This window comes from Micromonospora sp. ATCC 39149 (assembly GCF_000158815.1).
In the GTDB taxonomy this organism is placed as follows: Bacteria; Actinomycetota; Actinomycetes; order Mycobacteriales; family Micromonosporaceae; genus Micromonospora.
The window spans coordinates 4,165,596-4,185,914 of sequence record NZ_GG657738.1 but is presented as its reverse complement, the minus strand read 5'-3'; the positions used below and the strand labels follow the sequence as shown (position 1 = coordinate 4,185,914).

General features: G+C 73.6%; 21 protein-coding genes and 2 pseudogenes. 11 read left to right on the top strand and 12 right to left on the bottom strand.

Annotated elements, in window-relative coordinates:
- The first annotated feature begins 3 nt into the window (after window positions 1-3).
- Window positions 4-411 (top strand): CoA-binding protein, encoded by a 408-nt coding sequence (locus MCAG_RS18085; RefSeq protein WP_007074423.1) that lies wholly within the window; start codon window positions 4-6, stop codon window positions 409-411.
- A 103-nt stretch (window positions 412-514) separates the two neighbouring features.
- Here MCAG_RS18085 and MCAG_RS18080 read toward each other — a convergent pair whose 3' ends face one another.
- Complete coding sequence (locus MCAG_RS18080; protein ID WP_007074422.1) at window positions 515-1,711, bottom strand: acyl-CoA dehydrogenase family protein; 1,197 nt, start codon at window positions 1,709-1,711, stop codon at window positions 515-517.
- 173 nt (window positions 1,712-1,884) lie between these two features.
- Between MCAG_RS18080 and MCAG_RS18075 the strand changes: the two genes are divergently transcribed.
- Window positions 1,885-2,301 (top strand): DUF4190 domain-containing protein, encoded by a 417-nt coding sequence (locus tag MCAG_RS18075; RefSeq protein ID WP_007074421.1) that lies wholly within the window; start codon window positions 1,885-1,887, stop codon window positions 2,299-2,301.
- A 56-nt stretch (window positions 2,302-2,357) separates the two neighbouring features.
- Here MCAG_RS18075 and MCAG_RS18070 read toward each other — a convergent pair whose 3' ends face one another.
- Window positions 2,358-3,194, bottom strand: a complete 837-nt coding sequence (locus MCAG_RS18070; protein WP_198141755.1) for an SDR family NAD(P)-dependent oxidoreductase — start codon at window positions 3,192-3,194, stop codon at window positions 2,358-2,360.
- 187 nt (window positions 3,195-3,381) lie between these two features.
- Between MCAG_RS18070 and MCAG_RS18065 the strand changes: the two genes are divergently transcribed.
- Entirely contained in the window at window positions 3,382-3,897 is a 516-nt protein-coding gene (locus MCAG_RS18065; RefSeq protein ID WP_007074419.1) for a DUF4190 domain-containing protein, read from the top strand.
- A gap of 67 nt (window positions 3,898-3,964) precedes the next feature.
- Here MCAG_RS18065 and MCAG_RS18060 read toward each other — a convergent pair whose 3' ends face one another.
- Window positions 3,965-4,921 (bottom strand): CoA ester lyase, encoded by a 957-nt coding sequence (locus MCAG_RS18060; RefSeq protein ID WP_007074418.1) that lies wholly within the window; start codon window positions 4,919-4,921, stop codon window positions 3,965-3,967.
- 146 nt (window positions 4,922-5,067) lie between these two features.
- Between MCAG_RS18060 and MCAG_RS18055 the strand changes: the two genes are divergently transcribed.
- The gene (locus MCAG_RS18055) at window positions 5,068-5,892 is read left to right on the top strand and encodes an SDR family NAD(P)-dependent oxidoreductase (RefSeq protein WP_083802306.1); all 825 of its coding nucleotides are present in this window, start codon (window positions 5,068-5,070) and stop codon (window positions 5,890-5,892) included.
- On the opposite strand, the gene MCAG_RS18050 is transcribed toward MCAG_RS18055, so the two are convergent.
- Window positions 5,787-6,842, bottom strand: a complete 1,056-nt coding sequence (locus tag MCAG_RS18050; protein WP_050778003.1) for a DMT family transporter — start codon at window positions 6,840-6,842, stop codon at window positions 5,787-5,789. The two genes, MCAG_RS18055 and MCAG_RS18050, sit on opposite strands and share 106 nt — an antisense overlap.
- A gap of 100 nt (window positions 6,843-6,942) precedes the next feature.
- On the opposite strand from MCAG_RS18050, the gene MCAG_RS18045 reads away from it, so the two are divergent.
- Window positions 6,943-7,641 carry an HAD family hydrolase gene (locus MCAG_RS18045; RefSeq protein WP_036374033.1) on the top strand — a complete coding sequence of 233 codons (699 nt, stop codon included), beginning with the start codon at window positions 6,943-6,945 and terminating at the stop codon, window positions 7,639-7,641.
- Between the two features lie 42 nt (window positions 7,642-7,683).
- Here the strand turns inward: MCAG_RS18045 and MCAG_RS18040 are convergent.
- Window positions 7,684-8,183 (bottom strand): annotated as a pseudogene (locus tag MCAG_RS18040) (hypothetical protein).
- Between the two features lie 214 nt (window positions 8,184-8,397).
- The gene (locus tag MCAG_RS18035; RefSeq protein ID WP_007074413.1) at window positions 8,398-9,267 is read right to left on the bottom strand and encodes a PhzF family phenazine biosynthesis protein; all 870 of its coding nucleotides are present in this window, start codon (window positions 9,265-9,267) and stop codon (window positions 8,398-8,400) included.
- 33 nt (window positions 9,268-9,300) lie between these two features.
- Between MCAG_RS18035 and MCAG_RS18030 the strand changes: the two genes are divergently transcribed.
- The 3 genes from MCAG_RS18030 to MCAG_RS18020 all read left to right on the top strand — a co-directional run bounded on the left by MCAG_RS18030 (window position 9,301) and on the right by MCAG_RS18020 (window position 12,545).
- Window positions 9,301-10,587, top strand: a complete 1,287-nt coding sequence (locus MCAG_RS18030) for a magnesium transporter MgtE N-terminal domain-containing protein (protein ID WP_007074412.1) — start codon at window positions 9,301-9,303, stop codon at window positions 10,585-10,587.
- The gene (locus tag MCAG_RS18025; protein WP_007074411.1) at window positions 10,580-11,197 is read left to right on the top strand and encodes a DUF1003 domain-containing protein; all 618 of its coding nucleotides are present in this window, start codon (window positions 10,580-10,582) and stop codon (window positions 11,195-11,197) included. The genes MCAG_RS18030 and MCAG_RS18025 overlap by 8 nt, the downstream gene beginning before the upstream one ends.
- Window positions 11,198-11,396: 199 nt before the next feature.
- Window positions 11,397-12,545 carry an Mrp/NBP35 family ATP-binding protein gene (locus MCAG_RS18020; protein ID WP_007074410.1) on the top strand — a complete coding sequence of 383 codons (1,149 nt, stop codon included), beginning with the start codon at window positions 11,397-11,399 and terminating at the stop codon, window positions 12,543-12,545.
- A 109-nt stretch (window positions 12,546-12,654) separates the two neighbouring features.
- Here MCAG_RS18020 and MCAG_RS18015 read toward each other — a convergent pair whose 3' ends face one another.
- Entirely contained in the window at window positions 12,655-13,086 is a 432-nt protein-coding gene (locus MCAG_RS18015; protein ID WP_007074409.1) for a hypothetical protein, read from the bottom strand.
- 70 nt (window positions 13,087-13,156) lie between these two features.
- Complete coding sequence (locus MCAG_RS18010) at window positions 13,157-14,506, bottom strand: S1C family serine protease (protein ID WP_198141754.1); 1,350 nt, start codon at window positions 14,504-14,506, stop codon at window positions 13,157-13,159.
- Between the two features lie 240 nt (window positions 14,507-14,746).
- Here MCAG_RS18010 and MCAG_RS18005 point away from each other — a divergent pair, with 240 nt between their 5' ends.
- Complete coding sequence (locus tag MCAG_RS18005; protein ID WP_255349016.1) at window positions 14,747-15,397, top strand: O-methyltransferase; 651 nt, start codon at window positions 14,747-14,749, stop codon at window positions 15,395-15,397.
- A gap of 1 nt (window position 15,398) precedes the next feature.
- On the opposite strand, the gene MCAG_RS18000 is transcribed toward MCAG_RS18005, so the two are convergent.
- Entirely contained in the window at window positions 15,399-16,874 is a 1,476-nt protein-coding gene (locus MCAG_RS18000; protein WP_007074406.1) for a M17 family metallopeptidase, read from the bottom strand.
- Window positions 16,875-17,017: 143 nt separating this feature from the next.
- The gene (locus MCAG_RS31060; RefSeq protein ID WP_007455245.1) at window positions 17,018-17,185 is read right to left on the bottom strand and encodes a DUF3117 domain-containing protein; all 168 of its coding nucleotides are present in this window, start codon (window positions 17,183-17,185) and stop codon (window positions 17,018-17,020) included.
- A 190-nt stretch (window positions 17,186-17,375) separates the two neighbouring features.
- Here MCAG_RS31060 and MCAG_RS17995 point away from each other — a divergent pair, with 190 nt between their 5' ends.
- Entirely contained in the window at window positions 17,376-18,188 is an 813-nt protein-coding gene (locus MCAG_RS17995; protein WP_007074404.1) for a PaaX family transcriptional regulator C-terminal domain-containing protein, read from the top strand.
- Between the two features lies 1 nt (window position 18,189).
- Window positions 18,190-18,981: an enoyl-CoA hydratase/isomerase family protein gene (locus MCAG_RS17990; RefSeq protein WP_007074403.1), complete on the top strand. Its 792-nt coding sequence runs from the start codon at window positions 18,190-18,192 to the stop codon at window positions 18,979-18,981.
- A gap of 179 nt (window positions 18,982-19,160) precedes the next feature.
- On the opposite strand, the gene MCAG_RS17985 is transcribed toward MCAG_RS17990, so the two are convergent.
- Together MCAG_RS17985 and MCAG_RS17980 are read right to left on the bottom strand one after the other, a co-directional pair.
- Window positions 19,161-19,808, bottom strand: a complete 648-nt coding sequence (locus MCAG_RS17985; RefSeq protein ID WP_007074402.1) for a hypothetical protein — start codon at window positions 19,806-19,808, stop codon at window positions 19,161-19,163.
- A gap of 13 nt (window positions 19,809-19,821) precedes the next feature.
- Window positions 19,822-20,319 (bottom strand): annotated as a pseudogene (locus tag MCAG_RS17980) (DNA-3-methyladenine glycosylase I); the annotation flags it as partial.

Here is a 20,319-nt window from a genome sequence, read left to right as displayed (position 1 = left end):
GGGGTGCGCAGCGCCCAGCAGATCCTCGCCGAAGCCGCCGTGATCGCCGTCGTGGGCGCGTCCCGCGACCCCGGCAAGCCCGCGCACCGAGTGCCGGCGCGGATGCAGCGGTACGGCTGGCGGATCATCCCGGTCAACCCGACGGTCGACGAGCTGTTCGGCGAGCGGGCGTACGCGTCCCTGGCCGACATCCCGCACCCGGTGGACCTGGTGAACGTGTTCCGTCCGGCCCGAGACGCCGTCGAGGTGGTCCGCGAGGCGGTGGCCATCGGCGCGCCCGCGGTCTGGTTGCAGCTCGGGATCGTCTCGCTCGAGGCGCGCCGGATCGCCGAGGAGGCCGGTGTCGACTACGTCGAGGACCGGTGCCTGATCATCGAGCGGGCCGCCGCCAACCTGAGCCGCCTCGGCTGACTGCCGCTCCCGCCGGCCGGCGTCGGCTCGGGTGTGGGCGTGCTGGTTTGCAGGGGCCCCTTCCTATACCGAAAGCGTTAACAGGGGGCCCTTCCTTGCACCGTCAGAGCTTGTAGTCGCGCAGGAGGCCGCGGGAGATGATGGTCTTCTGGATCTCCGAGGTGCCCTCGCCGATGAGCAGGAACGGGGCCTCCCGCATCAGCCGCTCGATCTCGTACTCCTTGGAGTAGCCGTAGCCGCCGTGGATGCGGAACGCCTCCTGGACGACCTCGACGCAGTACTCGGAGGCGAGCAGCTTGGCCATCCCGGCCTCGACGTCGTTGCGCTGGCCGGCGTCCTTGAGCCGGGCGGCGTTGACCATGAGGGCATGCGCGGCCTCGATCTTCGTGCCCATCTCGGCGAGCTTGAACGCGATCGCCTGGTGCTTCGCGAGCGGCTGGCCGAAGGTTCTGCGCTGCTGGGCGTACGCGACGGCCAGCTCGAAGGCGCGGATCGAGATGCCGCAGGCACGGGCGGCGACGTTGACCCGGCCCACCTCTATGCCGTCCATCATCTGGTAGAAGCCACGGCCGACCTGCTCCGCACCGCCGAGCACGGTGGAGGCGGGGACGGTGACGCCGTCGAGCACCATCTCGGTGGTCTCGACGCCCTTGTAGCCCATCTTGTCGATCCGGCCGGGGATGGTCAGGCCGGGGGCGGTCTCGCCGAAGCCCGGCTCCTTCTCCAGCAGGAAGGTGCTCATGTTGCCGTACACGGATTCGGCGCCGGTGTCCGTCCTGACCAGGGTGGCGACCACCGAGGAGTACGCACCGTTGGTCAGCCACATCTTCTGGCCGTCGAGCACGTAGTTGTCGCCGGCGCGGACCGCCCTCGACCTGATCGCCGAGACGTCGGAGCCGCACTCCGGCTCCGACATGGAGAACGCGCCGCGCACCTCGCCGGTGGCCATCCGGGGCAGCAGCCGGGCCTTCTGCTCGGCGGAGCCGTGCTGGGAGATCAGGTACGCCACGATGAAGTGCGTGTTGACGATGCCGGAGATCGACATCCAGCCCCGGGACAGCTCCTCGACCACCAGGGCGTACGTCAGCAGTGACTCGCCGAGCCCGCCGAACTCCTCGTCGATGGTGAGGCCGAACAGCCCCATCTCGCGCATTCCGTCGAGGATGTCGGTGGGATACTCGTCGGCGTGTTCCAGCCGCTGCGCGTGCGGGATGATCTCCTTGTCGGCGAACTCCCGGACGGTTTGCAGGATCGACCGCTGTACGTCGGTCAGGCCGGGCGTCTGGGCGAGTCGAGCCATCTCAGCCTCCGGGGACAAGCGCATTACTCATGGGTAACTGAACGCTCGGTCAGTATCGGCCGCGTGGGCGACGACGCCAAGGCGACCAGTCCACACAACCGCTGTGAAAAGGTTCACCGCTGCGGGTAGCGTCCGCGATAGGCCAGGTCACGACGGGTAGCGGAAGGTGCCGGATGAGTTATCCACCGCAGGAGCCGGACCAGCCGCCGTCGCCGTACGAGCCGCCGCCCGGCCAGCACGGCCCGTCCCAGAGCCAGGGGCAGTACGGCCCACCCTCGGGCCAGGAGCAGTACGGGCAGTACGGCCCGCCCCCGGGCTACGGCCAGTACGGCCCGTCGGGGCAGGGCCGGGGCACGAACGTCCTCGCCGTGCTGTCGCTGGTCTTCGCGTTCGTCTTCGCGCCGGCCGGAATCGTGCTCGGCCACGTGGCCAAGCGGCAGATCCAGCGCACCGGGGAGGAGGGTGACCAGCTCGCCACCTGGGGGCTGATCCTCAGCTACGTCTTCACCGTGGTCGGCCTGGTCGCCTGCTGCGGCTGGATCGGGCTGGCGATCTGGGGCCGCTCCATGGACGGCAGCTCCTACAACTGATTTCCCGGGAGCCGATCTTTCCCGGGAGCCGACAGCGGATTCCCCGGGGGAGACAGTCAGCGGAACTGCGCCTCGCGGACGCTGTTGCCGCCGTCGACCACCAGCATCTGCCCGGTGATGTACGACGCGGCCGGCGAGCAGAGGAAGGTGATCGCGGCGGCCACCTCGTCCGGGGTGCCGGGGCGGCCCACCGGCGTGCCGAGGCCCTGCCGGATCTCCGCCACTGTGGACGCCGCCGTGTGGATGGTGCCGGGGGCCACCGAGTTCACCGTCACCCCGTCGGCGATCATCTCCATCGCCAGTGCCCGGGTCAGGCCCACTACTCCCGCCTTCGCCGCCGCGTACGCCGCCTCCGTGGGCAGCGCGTTCACCGGGCCGGCCGTTGCCGCGAGGTTGACGATCCGCCCCCAGCCGCGCTCGGCCATCCCGCCGATGAACGCCCGGCTGCACAGGAACGCGGTGGTCAGGTTCCGGTCGATCTCGCCGCGCCACTCGTCGTAGCTGAGCTGGGCCACCGGGCGCAGCACCTCCGGGCTGGCCCGGCTCGCCAGGCCGGCGTTGTTGACCAGCACCTCGACGTCGCCGAGCTGCTCGGTCACCGCGTCGGCGAGCGCGCCGACCTCCGACTCGTCGGTGAGGTCGGCGACGAATCCGGTCACCCCCAGCTCGCCGGCCCGCTCGTGGATGCGCCGGGTGGTGGAGACGATGGCTACCCGGGCGCCCAGGTCCGCCAGCCGGCGGGCGGTGGCGTACCCGATGCCGTCGGGGCTGCCCGCGCCGGTGACCAGGGCGACCCTGCCGTCGAGCCGCATGGTGACCGGGTCCGCCAGCGGCACCGGGGCGTCCTGGTCGGTCGGGCCGGTGCCGGCGGCGGAGCGGCTGCGCCGAGCCAGGCCGGGGCGGCTCACGTCCCGTCGCGGTCGGCTGCCGGAACGGTCTGCGGCGCGCGCGTCGATTGCCATGCCGCGATCCTGCCGGTTCGTCCCGCCCCGGGCAACGCGGCACCCGGTAACGGTGCTGCGTTTTGGGCCACCCTGGCTACCCTGACCGCGCACCCTCGACGAGACGCGGAGAGAATCCATGACATACCCCCCACCGGCCGGCGGCCCGAACGACCCCTGGTCCCAGCCGTCCACGCCGCCGGTCGACCCGACCCTGCCGGTGAGCGGGCAGCCCACCGGCGGCGACCCGTACGCGCCCGCGCCCGTCGACCCGTACGCGGGGATGAAGATGGAGCAGGCCGCGCCGGTCGCCGGCCCGTACGCCGTACCCGGCTACGCCCCGGCCGGCTACCCGGCGCCGGGCTACCCGGGGTACGGGTACCCGCCGGCGCAAAGGACCAACGGGATGGCGGTCGCGGCGCTGGTGCTCGCCCTCGTCGGGGTCGCCTCCTGCATCACCGCGCCGATCGGCGCGATCCTCGGGCACGTGGCCCGCAAGCAGATCCGCGAGACCGGCGAGGGCGGCGCGGGGATGGCGCAGGCGGCCATCATCGTCGGCTGGATCCTCACCGGCCTGCTGGTGCTGCTGATCACCTTCTACGTGGTGATGATCGTCCTCGCTATCACCATGGACACCGGCAGCAGCGGCTACTGACCCGCCCGGTGCCGCCCCGGCCCGGGGCGGCACCGGCCCCGGCGGCTCCCAATCCCGCAGACGGCCCTCACTCCGCGGGAGGCGTGAAGCTCGACGTGCGGGTCATCCCGGCCGCCCGGCCCTTGGCCGCGATCACCAGAGCCATCTTGCGGGACGCCTCGTCGATCATCTCGTCGCCGAGCATCACCGCGCCGAGCCTGCCGCCGGCCTCGGAGGTGTAGTGCTCGTACGCGTCGAGGATCAGCTCGGCGTGGTCGTAGTCGGCCTGGGCCGGCGAGTAGACCTCGTTCGCGGCGTCGATCTGGCCGGGGTGCAGCACCCACTTGCCGTCGAAGCCCAGCGCGGCCGAGCGCTTCGCCACCTCGCGGAACGCGTCGGTGTCCCGGATCTGTAGGAACGGGCCGTCGATGGCCTGCTTGTCGTACATCCGGGCGGCCATCAGGATGCGCATCAGGATGTAGTGGTACGGGTCACCCGGGTAGTCCGGGATGAGCCCGCCGACCACCAGCGACCTCATGTTGATCGAGGCCATGAAGTCTGCCGGGCCGAAGATGATGGTCTCGACCCGGGGCGAGGCGGCGGCGATGGCATCGACGTTGACCAGGCCGGCGGCGTTCTCGATCTGCGCCTCGATGCCGATCCGGCCGACCGTCAGGCCGAGGGCCTTCTCCAGCTGGGTGAGCGTCAGGTCCAGCCACTGCACCTGGGCGGCGTTCTGCACCTTCGGCAGCATGACGCAGTCCAGGTTCGCGCCGGCCCCCTCGACGATGTCGATCACGTCCCGGTACGTCCACGGGGTGGTGAGGTCGTTGACCCGGACCACCCGGGTCTTGCCGGCCCAGTCGCCCTCGTTGAGCGCGGCCACGACGTTCTTGCGCGCGTCCGGCTTGGCCAGCGGGGCGACGGCGTCCTCCAGGTCGAGGAAGACCTGGTCGGCGGAAAGGCCCTGGGCCTTGCCGAGCATCTTGACGCTGGAGCCCGGCACGGCGAGGCAGGACCGGCGGGGACGACCGGCGGCGGTCATGGGTGCGCTCCTTCCGGCATCCGGCGGGCGGGCCGACGCCACCCGCAGGAAAGACGCCACTGGTACGACAACCGGAGAACTTAACGATCGCAAAGGCGTTTGTGACGCCACGGTAACCTCGTGCCGTGACTGGGGTGAATGGGCCTGTGGAAGATCTCACTGGGCGGCGGATCGTGGTCGTGACCGGGGCCAGCTCCGGCATCGGGCTGGCCGCCGCCGTGGACCTCGCCCGCCGGGGCGACGAGGTCGTGCTGGTCGGGCGGGACCCGGCCCGGCTCCGGGCCGCCGGCGAGCGGGTACGGGAGGCCAGCGGCGAGCGGCCCGAGCTGTTCCGGGCCGACTTCGCGGTCCTCGACGACGTGCGCGGGCTGGCCGAGCGGCTGCGCGCCGCGTACGACCGGATCGACGTGCTGGCCAACAACGCCGGCGCGATCGTGCTGCGTCCGGTGACCACGGTCGACGGGTTCGAGCTCTCCATGCAGGCCAACCATTTGGCCCCGTTCCTGCTCAGCACCCTGCTGCGGGACCGGGTGGGTCGGCTGGTGGTGACCGCCTCCGGCGCGCACCGCAGCGGCGCGCTCGACCCCGACGATCTCAACGCCGCCCTGCGTGACTACGGGCGGATACGCGCGTACGGCACCAGCAAGCAGGCGAACATCCTGTTCACCGCCGAGGCGGCCCGGCGCTGGCCGGACATCCCGGCGTACTGCTTCCACCCCGGCGTGGTGCGGACCCGTTTCGGCGCGGACAGCCCGCTGGTCGCATTCGGCCTGCGGGTCCTGCCGTTCCGCAGCCCCGAGAAGGGCGCGGAGACCCTGGTCTGGCTGGCCAACCAGGACCCGGCCCGGCTGGTCGACGGCGGCTACTACAGTGACCGCCGGCTCCGCCGACCGATGCGCAAGGCCAGCGACCCCCAGCTCGCCGCCCGACTCTGGACGGCCAGCGCGAAGGCGGTCGGCGTCGAGCCGTGACGGCGGCCGGTCCGGGCTCCGCCGAGCACCACCACGGCGACGCCGACCAGGATCAGCGCGAGCCCGGGCACCGCGCCGGCCCGGGGTAGCTGGCCGAGCCAGGCCCAGGCGATCAGGGCCGCGCCGGGCGCCTCCAGCAGGATCAGCACGCTGACCGTGGTCGCGGAGATCCGCCGCAGCGCGTAGTTGAACATCGAGTGGCCCAGCAGTTGGGCACCCGCCACCAGGCCGAGGATCGCCAGCCAGGTGTTGGTGTCGTACCCGCCCAGCGGCACCCCGCCGACCAGGCAGACGGCCAGCAGGATCAGCGCACACACCCCGTAGCAGATGGTGGTGTAGGTGGTGGTGCTGATGGCGATCCGGGCCCGCTCGCCGAGGGCGGTGTAGACCGCCGCGAAGAGGCCGCCGGCCACCGCGAGCAGGTCACCGGCGAACGCCCGCCCGGAGGCGACGAAGTCGGCCCCGGAGGCGAGGGCCGCCCCGCCGACCGCCACCCCGATGCCGACCCACACGGCCGGCGGCAGCCGGCGGCCCTGACCTCGGGCGATCAGCCCCTGCCAGACCGGCTGGGTGGCGACCAGGGCCGCGGCGGCGGCGACTGAGGTGAGCCGGATGCTCGGCATCCAGGTGGCGAAGTGGGCGGCCAGCGCCACCCCGGACAGCACGCAGTACCAACCCTCGCGGCGACCCGCGCCCACCGGCGGGCTCCCGTCACGGTCGGCGCCCCGCCGGGTCAGCGCCCGGAACTCGACCCGCCGCCGGGTCAACGCGAACGGGACGAGCGCACCGACCGAGAGCAGGTTCCGCCAGAAGGCGATGGCCAGGGCCGGCGCGGCGGCGAAGGCGATCAGCGGCGCGGACGACGAGACCGCGAGAACGGCCAGGGCGACGACCCCGCCGGTCAGCGGGTCCACCGGGCGGTGGTGCTGAGGTACGGACACGGGAAGCAATCCTCACATGACACCCGTCGACACGGAACGTCAGCACTCGGTTACGATCATGGAATTTCCGCCGGCGGCCCTCCCCCTCGACGTCCGGAGGCACTTCCCCATGCCCGTCTTTCGCGCGGTGCTGTTCGACTTCTTCGGCACGCTCACCTGTTCCGTGCAACGTGGCACGGCTCACCGGTCCACCGCCGAGCTGCTCGGTTGCCCGGTCGACGCGCTCGTCGACGTGCTCGACCGCAGCTACTACCAGCGGGCCAGCGGCCGGTTCGGCGACGCCGAGGCGACCCTGCGCTGGGTATGCGCGCAGGCCGGCGTACACCCGCCGAAGAGCGCGCTGCGTGCGGCGGTCGCTTCCCGGCACCGGGCGATCCGCGCGGACACCCGGCTGCGCGACGAGGCGGTGCCCGTGCTGGCGGCGCTGCGCCAGCGGGGGCTACGCACCGGCCTGGTCAGCGACTGCACCCACGAGTTGCCGGCGTTCCTGCCGGAGCTGGCCGTGGCCCCACTGCTCGACGTGCGGGTGTTCTCGGTGCAGCTTGGCCGCTGCAAGCCCGATCCGGCGCTCTACCTCTCGGCGTGTCGCCCGCTCGGGCTGTCCCCGGGCGACTGCCTGTACGTCGGCGACGGCGGCAGCCAGGAGCTCACGGGCGCGCGGCGGGCCGGCATGACGGCGGTGCGGCTGGCCGCCCCGGACCTTGTCGAGCACATGGTCTTCAACGCCGAACCGGCCTGGGACGGGCCGGAGCTGGGTTCGCTCAGCGACGTCCTCGACCTGGTGGAACCGGTCGCCGAACCGGTCTGACCCCCGGTCGCCGCAGCGCGCGGCGCGGCCGGCTCGGGCCCGTCAGCGGCGCCGGACGCGGTGCAGCCGGAACGGCCTGCGGGTGGCCCGGACCACCGGGGCCGCCCGGGGTGGCTCGGCGAGCGAGGCGTCCGGCAACCGGTCGCCGGCGGCCGGATCGCCGGCCGGGGTGAGCCGGACCAGGGCGCAGCCGTCGGTGACCCACCGGGCCACCAGATCGGCCGTGGGGCCGGGCGCGTTGAGCCGCTTGGCCGCCACCGTCGGGGCCAGGGCCGTCCACTCTTCGGTACCGGGGGCCAGCCGGGTCACCGGGCGGGCCAGGTGACGATCCGCCCGCCGTGATCGCCGCGCCAGGGTCACCCGCGCCTCGGTCGCTCCGCGAGCCCGGGCGCGGCCTGCTCGCCGGGGCCGCTCACGACCAGCAGCGACCCCTCCGACGGTACGCACCACAGCGCCCGTCCCGGCCCGCCCACAACGCCCACCCAGGCCACGGCGGCCTTCTTCACCGCCTCGTCGACCAGCTTCACCGCCTCGTCGAGCAGCGGCGTGCCGACCCGCTCGTCCACCTCGTCAGTCACCTGCGCATCCTCCCGCACTGCTGCCGGCCCACGCGACCGTACGCCGGTCGGCCGGCCGGTGCGCGCTCCGAGCCGTACGCCCGCCGGTACGCGCTCCGAGGTGCGCCGGCCCGCGCTCCGAGGCGGTGAGAGGGGTGCCCTTCTCTACCGCAGGCGTTAACAGGGCCCTTCCTTGCACCTAGCCCACGAAGGGTGGGACGGCGATCTCGCCGCGCGCCACCGACATCACGTCGCCGCTCACGGTCGCGCCGACCGCCGCGCCGCCGACGGCGGTGACCGTGCAGGCCAGCACGGACGGACGGCGCAGTTCGGCGCCCTGCCGGACGGTGTAGGAGGAGCGGCCCTCGCCGGGGAGCAGCCCACTGGCGACCAACCACACGCCGAGCCCGAGGGCGGCCGATCCGGTCGCCGGGTCCTCCGGCACGCCGTGCCCGGGGACGAAGACCCGGGCATGCGCGGTTTGCGAGTCGGCGTCCCAGGAGAAGATGCTGACGTGCTCGATGCCGTACCGCTGCGCCGCGCCCGAGTCGACCCGGGCGCGGGCCACCGCCTCCCCCCGCACCGGCAGGAACGGGAACTCCAGCCCGCACCCGGCGACCCGGGGCGGCGGGCCGGCGTGGTCGGCGACGGCGAGGCCGACCACTTCCAGCAGCGGCTCCAGGTCCAGCTCGGGGCCGAGCGTGGGCACACCGCCGGTCAGCGTCGCGCTCGTCGCGGTGACCTCGATCGGCAGCACGCCGACCCCGCACTCCTGGGTGACCTGCCCCACACCGAACATCCCCCGGCGGCTCGCGGTCACCGCCGCGCCGACGCTAGGGTGGCCGGCGAACGGCAGCTCGTCGGTGGGAGTGAAGATCCGCGCCCGGTAGGTGGCCCCGACCTGGGTGGGCGGCAGCACGAACACCGTCTCGGACAGGTTGAACTCCAGCGCGAGCGACTGCATCTGTTCGGTGGCCAGCCCTTCGGCGCCGAACACCACAGCCAGCGGATTGCCGGCGAACGGGCGGTCGGTGAAGACGTCCACGATCTCGTAGGCCAAGGTCGACATGTTGATAGACAGTAGGCGCTTAGGCTGGTGGCCGTGAGCACGCCGAACCGGGTCTACATCGCCCGACTCGCCGGAGTCGCCGTCTTCGACCCCAACGGTGACCAGGTGGGTCGGGTGCGCGACGCGGTGGCCCGGCTGCGGCCCACCCAGCGCCCGCCGGAGGTGGTGGGGCTGGTCGCGGAGATGCCGATGCGCCGGAGGATCTTCCTGTCCATCAACCGGATCACCAGCATCGACGCCGAGGCGGTGGTGCTCGGCAGCGGCACGCTCAACCTACGCCGGTTCGAAAAGCGCCCCAACGAGCTGCTGGTGCTCCAGGAGCTGCTGGACCGGCGCGTGCAGCTCGACCCCGGCGGCCAGCCCGGGTCGGTGGTCGACGTGGCCATGGAGCGCAGCCGGGGCGGCGAGTGGTCACTGGCCCGCGTCGCCGTCCGCGAGCACACCGGTCGGCTCACCCGCCGCGGCCACCTGCACCAGGTCGAGTGGGACCGGGTACGCGGTCTCAGTGACATCGGCGAGAACCGGGGTACGGCGAACCTGCTCGCCGTCCTGGAGGACATGCGCCCGGCCGACCTGGCCAATGTCCTCCAGGACCTGCCGGACAGCCGGCGCAACGAGGTGGCGGCGGCGCTGGACGACGAGCGGCTGGCCGACGTGCTCAGCGAGCTGCCCGAGCACGACCAGGTGGAGATCCTCGCCGCGCTGGACCGGGAACGGGCCGCGGACGTGCTGGAGGAGATGGACCCGGACGACGCCGCCGACCTGCTCAACGAGTTGCCCCCGACCGAGCAGGACGTGCTGCTGGACCTGATGGAGCCGGACGAGGCCGACCCCGTACGCCAGTTGCTGAAGTACTCGTCGGGGACGGCGGGCAGCGTGATGACCTCGGAGCCGGTGATCCTGCCGCCGGACGCCACGGTCGCCGAGGCCCTGGCCCGAATCCGGGAGGAGCAGCTCTCCCCTGCGGTGGCCGCGCAGGTCTTCGTGGCCCGCGCGCCGCTGACCACCCCGACCGGCCGGTACCTGGGCATGGTGCACTTCCAGCGGCTGCTCCGGGAGCCCCCGGCCGACCTACTCGGCGGGGTGGTGGTCAACGACATCGACCCGCTGCGCCCGGCCACCCCGCTGCCGGAGATCACCCGCCGGATGGCCACCTACGACCTGGTCGCCATGCCGGTCGTGGACCGCAACAACCGGCTCGTCGGCGCGGTCACCGTCGACGACGTGCTGGACCACTCGCTGCCGCGCGACTGGCGCGACCGGGACGCCCCGACCGCCCCGGCGCCCGCGCACGAGGTGCTGGACGGCGCCAATGAGTGAGCAGCGGCGGGCCGAGCGGCTGGACCAGCCTCGCGAGCCCCGGGGCGTGAAGCTGCCCCGGTTCGATCCGGAGGCGTTCGGCCGTTGGTCCGAGGGGATCGCCCGGGGCATGGGCACGGCGAACTTCATCGTCTACATGACGGTGGTGATCGCCGCCTGGTTCGGCTGGAACACCCTGGCCCCGGCGAACCTGCGCTTCGACCCGTACACCTTCACGTTCCTGACCCTGGTGCTCTCCCTCCAGGCGTCCTACGCGGCGCCGCTTATCCTGCTCGCGCAGAACCGACAGACCGACCGGGACCGGGTGGCGCTGGAGGAGGACCGGCGGCGCGCGGGTATGCAGAAGGCGGACACCGAGTACCTGGCCCGGGAGGTCGCCGCGCTGCGGATCGCGCTGGGCGAGGTGGCGACGCGGGACTTCCTCCGCACGGAGCTCGCCCGCCTGGCCGAGGAACTGGACGAGGCCGCCCAGCGCCGACAGAAGCTGGAACGCCGGCAGCAGGGACGGCCGTCGCCGCGCGGCGGGCCACACCTCGACGAGCCCCTCGACGAGATGGATGGCGACATCGCCCGGGCCGGCCGGCCGGAGGGGCCGGCCGGCCCGCGCTGACCACCCGTTTTCGATGCGGCGACGAGCCCGGTCGGGCCGCACTGACCGGCCGGGCCGCACTGACCGGCCGGGCCGCACTGACCGGCCGGGCCGCACTGACCGGCCGGGCCGCACTGACCGGCCGGGCCGCCGCCATCGACTCGCTCACACCGGGCCGCCGGCGGCCGGCACCTATCACCCCCGACGTAGCATTGCGGGCATGTCAGCACCCGTCAGCACCGTCGAGGACGCCGTCCAGGCCGCCCTGGCCACCGTCGACGACCCGGAGATCCGCCGGCCCATCACCGACCTCGGCATGGTCCGCTCCGCCCAGGTCGGCGACGACGGGGTGGTCCGGGTCGAGCTGCTGCTCACCGTGGCCGGCTGCCCGCTGAAGGACAAGCTGCGCGCCGACATCACCGCCGCCGTTGGCGCGGTGCCCGGGGTGACCGGGGTGGAGATCGAGTTCGGGGTGATGAGTCCCGAGCAGCGCCAGGGCCTCCAGGCGAAGCTGCGCGGCGGCTCCGCCACGGAGGAACCGGTGATCCCGTTCGCCCAGCCCGGCTCCCGCACCCGCGTGTACGCGGTCGCCAGTGGCAAGGGCGGCGTCGGCAAGTCCAGCGTCACGGTGAACCTGGCCGCCGCGCTGGCCGCCCGGGGCCTGAGCGTGGGCGTGGTCGACGCGGACATCTACGGCCACTCGGTGCCCCGGATGCTCGGCACGGACGGCCGCCCCACCCGGGTGGAAGACATGATCATGCCGCCGCAGTCGCACGGCGTGAAGGTCATCTCGATCGGCATGTTCACCTCGGGCAACGCGGCCGTGGTGTGGCGCGGCCCGATGCTGCACCGGGCGTTGCAGCAGTTCCTCGCCGACGTCTACTGGGGCGACCTGGACGTGCTCCTGCTCGACCTGCCCCCGGGCACCGGCGACGTGGCCATCTCGCTGGCCCAGCTACTGCCGAACGCGGAGATCCTGGTGGTCACCACACCGCAGGCCGCCGCGGCCGAGGTGGCCGAGCGGGCCGGCGCGATCGCGCTCCAGACCCACCAGCGGGTGGTCGGCGTGATCGAGAACATGTCCTGGCTGGAGCTGCCGGACGGTTCCCGGATGGAGATCTTCGGCTCCGGCGGCGGCGAGATGGTCGCCGAGTCGCTGACCCGGACGATCGGGGCCCAGGTGCCGCTGCTCGGCCAGATCCCGCTGGACACCCGGGTCCGGGAGGCCGGTGACGCCGGTAACCCGATCGTGCTGGCCGAGCCGGAGTCGCCGGCCGCGAGGGCCCTCGGTCAGGTCGCCGACCGGCTCGCGGTGCGGCGGGAGTCTTTGCTCGGCAAGCCGCTCGGCCTCAAGCCCGCCGGCCGCTGACCGGGCCGCCTGTCGGCGTACGGCGGGGCGGCGCTCCGAACGCGGGGGCGCCGCCCCCGCCGTTTCCGGCGCGCTGCCCCATCAGGCGTACGCGGGGCGGGCGGCGGGCTCAGGTGGCGTCGTCGTAGCTGGCCGTGCGGGGGGCGGGGGCCATGGCCGCGCCGCCGGAGGTGGCCGTGGCCGCGCCGGGGGTCCTCGCCCGCAGGTCGGCCGACCGGGCCACGTCCTTGAGGTCGTCGTGCACGCCGGTGACGTCGGAGCGCAGGCTGTCGTAGACACCCTGTAGCGGCTTCCGGATCGCCTGCTCGTCCTCCTCGCTGAGCAGGTGCTTACGGATGAACGCCTTCGGGTGCAGATCCTCCAGCTGGATGTCGGTGCCCAGCTCGCGGCTCAGGTCGCCGGTCGCGTTGCGGGCCATGGCGCGCAGGTTGCGCACCATCCGCAGCCCGTCGCTGATGACGTTGGGCAGCCGGTCACCGAAGATCAGCAGCGCCAGGAGCAGCAGCGCACCGATCTCCCACCAGTTGAGGTTCTCGAACACCGCTGGGCCTCCTCGTCGGTCAGGCCAAGACTACGCACGTGACGGCTGGTCGGGGAGGGCCGGCCGGCTCTCACTTGGCGTCTGCGGCGAGGGTCACCGAGGCGTTCTGCCGGCTCGCCCCGCGCCGGTACTCCACCGTCACCACGGATCCCGGGGCGAACTTGCGGACCAGGGCGATCAGGTCGGTCGGGTCGGTCATCGGGCGGCCGTTGAGCCGCAGGATCACGTCGCCCGCCCGGAGCCCGGCCCCGGCCGCCGGGCCCGACGGCTCCACCGACGCCAGGCGTACGCCGCCGGCGCCGCCGCTGGACCCGCCGGCACCGCCGACCTGCGCGCCGATCACCGTACGGCGGGCCTTGCCGGTGCCGATGATGTCCTGGGTGACCCGCTTGGCCTGGTTGATCGGGATGGCGAAGGCGAGTCCGATGTTGCCGGCCTCCTGCCCGTCGGCCACCAGCGACTTGATCGTCGAGTTGACCCCGATCACCCGGCCGGCCGAGTCCACCAGCGGGCCGCCGGAGTTGCCGTGGTTGACCGCGGCGTCGGTCTGGATGGCCGCGTAGTAGCGGGTGGGACCGCCCGGCTCACCGGCCTGCATCGTCCGGTCCAGGGCGCTCACGATGCCGGCGGTCACCGTGTTGGCCAGGGACAGCGGCGAGCCGATGGCCAGCACCGGGTCGCCGACCGCGAGGGCGTCGGAGTCGCCGAACTCCACCGGCCGCAGGCCCGTGGCGGAGGACACCTTGATCACCGCAAGGTCGGACTCCGGGTCCTGGCCGACGACGCTCGCGCCAGCGGTGCTGCCGTCGTTGAACACCACCGTCGCCTTGCCGTTGCCCCCGGCGACGACGTGGTCGTTGGTGACCACGTGCCCGTCGGCGCTGACGATGAAGCCGGAGCCCTCGCTCGTCCCGCTCATGCTGGCCACCCGGACAGTCACCACGCTGGGCAGGACGCGCTCGGCGACCCCGGCCAGCGACTCCGGCTTGCGCTGGGCCAGCGCCGGGGCCTCGGCGGAACCGGCGCCGAGCGCCGGGCCGCCGGCCGCGCCGCCGCGCACCGCGAAGGCGTACCCCAGGGCACCGCCGAGGGTCCCGGCGAGCAGCGCGGTGATCAGCGGGATGAGCAGGAGCTGGCGCAGCGGCGGCCGGCCCGGCGCGTCCGGGTCGACGACCGGCTCCGGCTCCGCCGCGCCGTCGACGGGGCCGGGCACGACCACGGCGGCCGGGGCGTACGGGTCGCGCCACGGGTCGGCGAGCGCATCGGACCACCAGGGCGAAGTCGGGGAGCCCCGGTGGGCGCCGTCGGACGCCGTCGACGGCCCGGCCGGCGGCGCACCGGCCCCCGGCGGTGCCGCCGGAGTCGGAGCTCCCCCGGGCTGGCGCCAGTCCCAGCCGTCGGTCACGTCGGTGCCTCCCAGTCGTCCCCGGCCCCACGCCCCGGGGCCGGCAGGGCTGGCCGGTCCGACGACGGGGATACCGCCTCCAGGATTACACGAATGCCGCTAGTGCAGTCAGTGGTTGCGGTGCGTGACCGTTCGGTGGGAACCGCCCGGCCGGGCGGATTCCACCGTGATCGTCCGGCACCGGACTCGCGGCTGCGTCCATCCGCTCCCGCCTCTAGGCTCATACCGCCAACCCGCCCCCGACGGAGGTGTCCCATCGCCACGGCCGCCAGTTCCGGCAGCTCGACGACCCCGGCGTCGCAGTTCGCCGAGTCGTACGTCACCGAGGACCTCGTGCTGCGGACCGCCCGCAGTCTCGCCCGCGAGGTGGGCCTCGACGCGGTGACCCCGGGCACCGGGGCGGCGTTGCGGCTGCTCGCCGCCGCCGGGAGCGCGCGGGCGGTGGTGGAGATCGGCACCGGCACGGGGGTGAGCGGGGTGTGGCTGCTGCGCGGCATGCGCGCCGACGGCGTCCTCACCACCATCGACGTCGAGGTGGAGCACCAGCGGATCGCCCGCCGGATCTTCGCCGAGGCGGGCTTCCCCGCCGGGCGCACCCGGATCATCACCGGTCGGGCGCTGGACGTCCTGCCCCGGCTCGCCGACGGCGCGTACGACATGGTGTTCGTCGACGCCGAGGCCACCAGCTTCAGCTCCTGCGTGGACGCGGCGCTACGGCTGCTGCGCCCCGGCGGGGTGCTCGCCCTGCACGGCACCCTGGCCGACGGCCGGATCGGCGACCCGGCGGCCCGGGACGTCGAGACGGTGACCACCCGGGAGACGATCAAGGCGATCCGGGAGTCCGAGAACTGGACGCCGGCGCTGCTCTCGGTCGGTCACGGCCTGCTCGCCGCCGTGAAGTGCTGAGTCACCCGAGGGTGGTCAGCCAGCGCAGCAGGCCGCGCACCCCCCAACCGGTGGCGCCCCGGGTCAGCTCGGCGGCGTCGCCGTCGGCCCACGAGGGCGCGGACATGTCGACGTGCAGCCAGCGCTGCCGCAGGTCGCCGGTGAACTCGCGCAGGTAGAGCGCGGCCAGCACCGAGCCGCCGCCCTGGTTCGGGGCGCTGTACAGGTCGGCCACGTCACTGCCGAGGTACTCGACGTAGTCGGCCGGCAGCGGCATCCGCCAGGCCGACTCGCCGGCCGCGTCGATTGCGGCGAGCAGGCCGGCGGCCAGCTCGTCGTTGTCGGAGTAGAGCGCGCCGGTGCGCTTGCCGAGTGCCACCATGTTCGCCCCGGTCAGGGTCGCCAGGTCGATCAGCAGATCGGGCTTCAGCTCGGCCACCGCGTACGCCAGCGCATCGGCGAGCACCAGTCGCCCCTCGGCGTCGGAGTTGGTGGTCTCGCTGGTCACGCCGCCGTAGTGGGTGACGACGTCGCCGGGGCGGAACGCCGAACCGCTTACCGCGTTCTCCGCCAGCGGCGCGAGGGTGGTGATCCGGACGGGCAGTCGCAGGGCCGCCGCGCCCAGGGTGGCGGCGACGACGGCGGCGGCACCGGCCATGTCCTTGCGCATCAGCTTCATCGCGGGCACCGGCTTGATCGAGATCCCCCCGGTGTCGAAGGTGATCCCCTTGCCGACCAGGACGACGTGGGTGCGCGCCTCGGCGGGGTGCCAGTCCAGCTCGACCAGGCGCGGGCCGCTGGCGGAACCGCCGCCGACGGCGAGGATGCCGCCGAAGCCCTCGGCGGCCAGCTCGTCGGGCTGTCGGACCCGCAGGCGCAGATCGGGTTGGCCGGCCACGGCAGCCTCGACCTGCTCGGCGAACCACTGCGGGTTCTTCACCGAGGACGGGGTGTTGGTCAGGTCCCGGGCGAGGTGGGTCATCCGGGCGGTGACCTCGGCCCGTTCGACCGTGTCCGCGTACCCGGCCGGGTCGCCGACCGCGAGGTCGACGCCGGTCAGCGCCGGGGCCTCGCCGGCCTCGGTGAGCCGGAACCGGTACGACGCCAGCAGCAGCCCCTCGACGAGCCCGCGCACCACATCGACCGACGCATCGACCGGTATCATGATCGTGAGATGCGTCTCACCGGACGCCGCCCGGGCCAGCGAGGCCCCCGCCGCCCGCCAGCCTGGCTCGTCGCCCTCACCGGTCCCGGCCAGCAGCAGCCGGCCCGGAGTGCGCCCCGGCCGCAAGTGGACGTGCGCCTCGCCGGCCCGCCCGGTGGCCCGGGTCGCCGGGACGAGGGCGGCGGCCTCGGCCAACACGTCGTCGGCGAGCGCCGGCAGGCCGGACGCGAGCGTGGCCCGGGTGGCCCCGTCCTCGGTCGCCCGGGCGGATCGGAGGGGCAGGGCCAGGGCGTCGGACCGTTCGGGCCCGCCCACCAGGCGGATGGCAAGCACGCTGGTACGACCTCCAAGAGGGTCGGAAGAGGGGCCCGGACGCGAGCGAGCCCAGGGTAAAGGCCCTGAGCCACCGGCGGGGCCGGTGGCTCAGGGATTTATGAAGCGCCCGCGCGACAGCCGCCGCCCGGACCGTTCCTCGGTCAGCCGGCGGCTGCCTTCAGTGCGTCACCGAGCGCGTTGGCCTCGTCGGGAGTCATCTCGACGACGAGCCGGCCACCACCCTCCAGCGGGACCCGCATGACGATGCCCCGGCCCTCCTTGGTGACTTCCAGCGGACCGTCGCCCGTCCGCGGCTTCATCGCCGCCATGTTGTCTCCCCTCAGACCTGCAACAGGGTCGGTGGGTTGCCCCACAGCCTCTTCGCCATCACCCACCGCAACGTGCGCGGCGGTGTCGACCAACGATTTTCCCTGATGAACACCGCCGGACCCAAACCGAAGCGGCATTGATGTAACAGGACCTAGCTTATCTTGAGGACGCCTGTCACAATGTGCGGTCATGCAGGCACGGTCGGCACTCTTCGACCTGTACGGCGACCACCTCCGACCCCGGGGTGGCCGCGCACCGGTCGCCGCCCTGGTCAAGTTGCTCGCGCCGCTGGGGATCGCCCCACCGGCGGTGCGCACGGCGGTCAGTCGGATGGTCCGCCAGGGCTGGCTCGACCCGCTCCGGCTGGCCTCGGGTCCGGGCTATTCGATCACACCGAAAGCCGCCAGGCGACTCGACGAGACAGCCGCCCGGATCTACCGGACCGGCCGGGTCAGCTGGGACGGACGGTTCGACATGCTCCTCCTGGAGAACCCCGCCTCCCGCCGGGAGCGGCAGCGGCTCGCCGCCAACCTGAGCTTCCTCGGCTACGGCGCGCTCGACGAGCAGACCTGGGTGGCCACTCGCCCGGCGGAGGACGTCGACGTCCTGCTCGAAGATGCCGGCGTGCGGTACGAGCGGTTCAACGCCGCGCACGCCGGCGGCACCCCCGGCGCGATGGGCGTGGTCCGCCGGGCCTGGGACCTCACAGAGATCGGGCACGCCTACGAACGGTTCGTCGCCGAGCAGCGTCCGCTGCTGGCGGCGGTCACGGTGCGCAGCGACGACGAGGAGGCGTACGCGGCCCGGTTCCGGCTCGTGCACGCGTGGCGTACCTTCCTGTTCCGGGACCCGCAGCTCCCCCCGGCGCTGCTGCCCGAGCGTTGGCCTGGCACCGCCGCCGCCAGTTTCTTCGACCGGCACGCGGCCCGGCTGCGGCCGGCCGCCGACCGGTACGTCGAGCGTTGCCTCGACGCCACCAACCGCGAAAGAAGGGTCGTCTGACGTGACCGAGCCGCTGCTCGTCGACCACACCGACGCCGTCGTCACCCTGACCCTGAACCGCCCGACGGCGATGAACGCGCTCGACGTGGCGCTCAAGGAGGCGCTCCGGGACACCCTGGCCGCCCTGGAGTCCGACCGGTCCTGCCGGGCCGTGGTGCTCGCCGGGGCGGGCGGTTCGTTCAGCGCCGGCCAGGATCTGCGCGAGCACGTGCAGGTCCTGGAGTCACCCGGCGCGAACCCGCTGGACACCGTCCGAACCCACTACAACCCGATCGCCGCCCGGCTGGCCAACCTGCCGAAGCCGGTGGTCGCCGCCGTGCGGGGCATGGCCGCCGGGGCCGGGGCGTCGCTGGCCTTCCTGGCCGACTTCCGCGTCGGTGGGCCGAAGACCCGTTTCCTGATGGCCTTCGCCGGGGTGGGACTCGCCGCCGACACCGGCGCCTCGTGGACCCTGCCCCGGCTGGTCGGCCACGCCAAGGCCGTCGAGCTGCTGATGCTCGCCGAGCCGGTCAGCGCTGACGAGGCCAGCCGGCTTGGCCTGCTGACCCGCCTGGTCGACGACGACGAGCAGGTGCTGCCGACCGCGCAGGAGCTGGCCGCCCGGCTCGCCGCCGGCCCGACCGTCGCGTACGGGGCGATCAAGCGGCAGCTCTCCATCGCCGACGCCGGCACCCTCGCCGACGCCCTGGCCGCGGAGGCGCAGGCCCAGTCGATCTGCGGGGCGACCGCCGACCACCGGGCCGCCACCATGGCCTTCGTCAACAAGCAGAAACCCGTCTTCGAGGGACGCTGAACGCAGCCATTAGACAAGCGGGACACCGAATCGCATTCCGGCCGGATCGAGCGAGCCGCCGCCGCTGCTCGCCGGGGCCCGCAGCGCGGCCGCCTCCGTGGCGGTGACCGGCCGGAACGCCGCGCGGGGCCCGCCGGACTCGGCCGCGGCCCGGTGCGTGGAGGGCCGGCGTGGATCGACTAGTCCTCCTCCGGGTCCTGGTTCGACTCGGCACCCAGGACGAACGCCTGCATCGCCAGCTCGTCGTGCGACGGCGAGACGAAGGTGGGCAGCTCGCGGGGGCCGAGGTCCCGCACGTACGACCAGAACAGCCGGACGGCCTCCGCCGGGGTGGCCGCCTCGATCGGGAGATCCAGGCTGACCAGCCAGGACCGTCGGGCCGGCGGCGGCCCGAGCAGGCCGAGCAGCGCCCGGTAGGCGTCGGCGGAAAGCGCGGTGACCGGCCCGTCGAGGGCCAGCCCTTCGGCCGGCACCGGCTCGTCGAAGGCCCGCCGGGTGTACGCGACCACGAACGCGCCGGAGACCGGGTCGGACTGCGGGTCGTCCGGGTCCTCCCGGCGCTCGGCGGTGGGCCGGGCGACCCGACCCACCGCCACCAGCCGCAGCGGCCCCTCGGTCAGCACGACCACCGGGTCGCCCGGCCGGGGGCCGGTGGGGTCGGTGGCCCCGGCGGGGGTGTCAAGCCCGGTCAGCTCCAGCGTGTCGTGGTGGACGAGCCGCTCGGCGTCGTACCGGCCCGGCGGGAGGAGCACGGCCCAGGCGGCGGCGCCCCGCCCGCCGTCGAACCGGCCGGGGACCGTGCCGGTGCGGTCGTCGGTGTCGGTCATGGGGTCAATCCCATCACGCCGGGGACGAACCGGTGACGTGGCAGCCGGCCAGGTGGTCGTCGACCATGCCGGTGGCCTGCATGAGCGCGTACGCCGTGGTGGGGCCGACGAATCGGAACCCCCGCTTCTTCAGCGCCTTGGCCAGCGCGGTCGACTCCGGGGTCAGCGCCGGCACCTCGGCGAACGACGTCGGCCGGGCGGCCCGGGGCGGCGGCGCGAACGACCAGAGCAGGGCGGAGAGCCCCTCGGGCAGTTCCAGGGCGGCCCGGGCGTTGGCGATCGCCGCCTCGATCTTGGCCCGGTTGCGCACGATGCCGGCGTCGGCCAGCAGCCGGCTCACGTCGGCCTCGCCGTAGGTCGCCACGGCCTCGATCCGGAAGTCGTCGAAGGCGAGCCGGAACGCGGGGCGCTTGCGCAGGATGGTCAGCCAGGACAGCCCCGACTGGACGCCTCCAGGGTCATCCGCTCGTAGAGCGCGTCGTCGCCGCGCAGGCCTCGCCCCCACTCCCGG

Excerpts from the sequence above, each read along its gene's own strand:
- MCAG_RS18080 (WP_007074422.1), bottom strand. The coding sequence starts at position 1,711 with ATGGCTCGACTCGCCCAGACGCCCGGCCTGACCGACGTACAGCGGTCG.
- MCAG_RS18075 (WP_007074421.1), top strand. The coding sequence starts at position 1,885 with ATGAGTTATCCACCGCAGGAGCCGGACCAGCCGCCGTCGCCGTACGAG.
- MCAG_RS18065 (WP_007074419.1), top strand. The coding sequence starts at position 3,382 with ATGACATACCCCCCACCGGCCGGCGGCCCGAACGACCCCTGGTCCCAG.
- MCAG_RS18060 (WP_007074418.1), bottom strand. The coding sequence starts at position 4,921 with ATGACCGCCGCCGGTCGTCCCCGCCGGTCCTGCCTCGCCGTGCCGGGC.
- MCAG_RS18045 (WP_036374033.1), top strand. The coding sequence starts at position 6,943 with ATGCCCGTCTTTCGCGCGGTGCTGTTCGACTTCTTCGGCACGCTCACC.
- MCAG_RS18035 (WP_007074413.1), bottom strand. The coding sequence starts at position 9,267 with ATGTCGACCTTGGCCTACGAGATCGTGGACGTCTTCACCGACCGCCCG.
- MCAG_RS18025 (WP_007074411.1), top strand. The coding sequence starts at position 10,580 with ATGAGTGAGCAGCGGCGGGCCGAGCGGCTGGACCAGCCTCGCGAGCCC.
- MCAG_RS18020 (WP_007074410.1), top strand. The coding sequence starts at position 11,397 with ATGTCAGCACCCGTCAGCACCGTCGAGGACGCCGTCCAGGCCGCCCTG.
- MCAG_RS31060 (WP_007455245.1), bottom strand. The coding sequence starts at position 17,185 with ATGGCGGCGATGAAGCCGCGGACGGGCGACGGTCCGCTGGAAGTCACC.
- MCAG_RS17995 (WP_007074404.1), top strand. The coding sequence starts at position 17,376 with ATGCAGGCACGGTCGGCACTCTTCGACCTGTACGGCGACCACCTCCGA.
- MCAG_RS17985 (WP_007074402.1), bottom strand. The coding sequence starts at position 19,808 with ATGACCGACACCGACGACCGCACCGGCACGGTCCCCGGCCGGTTCGAC.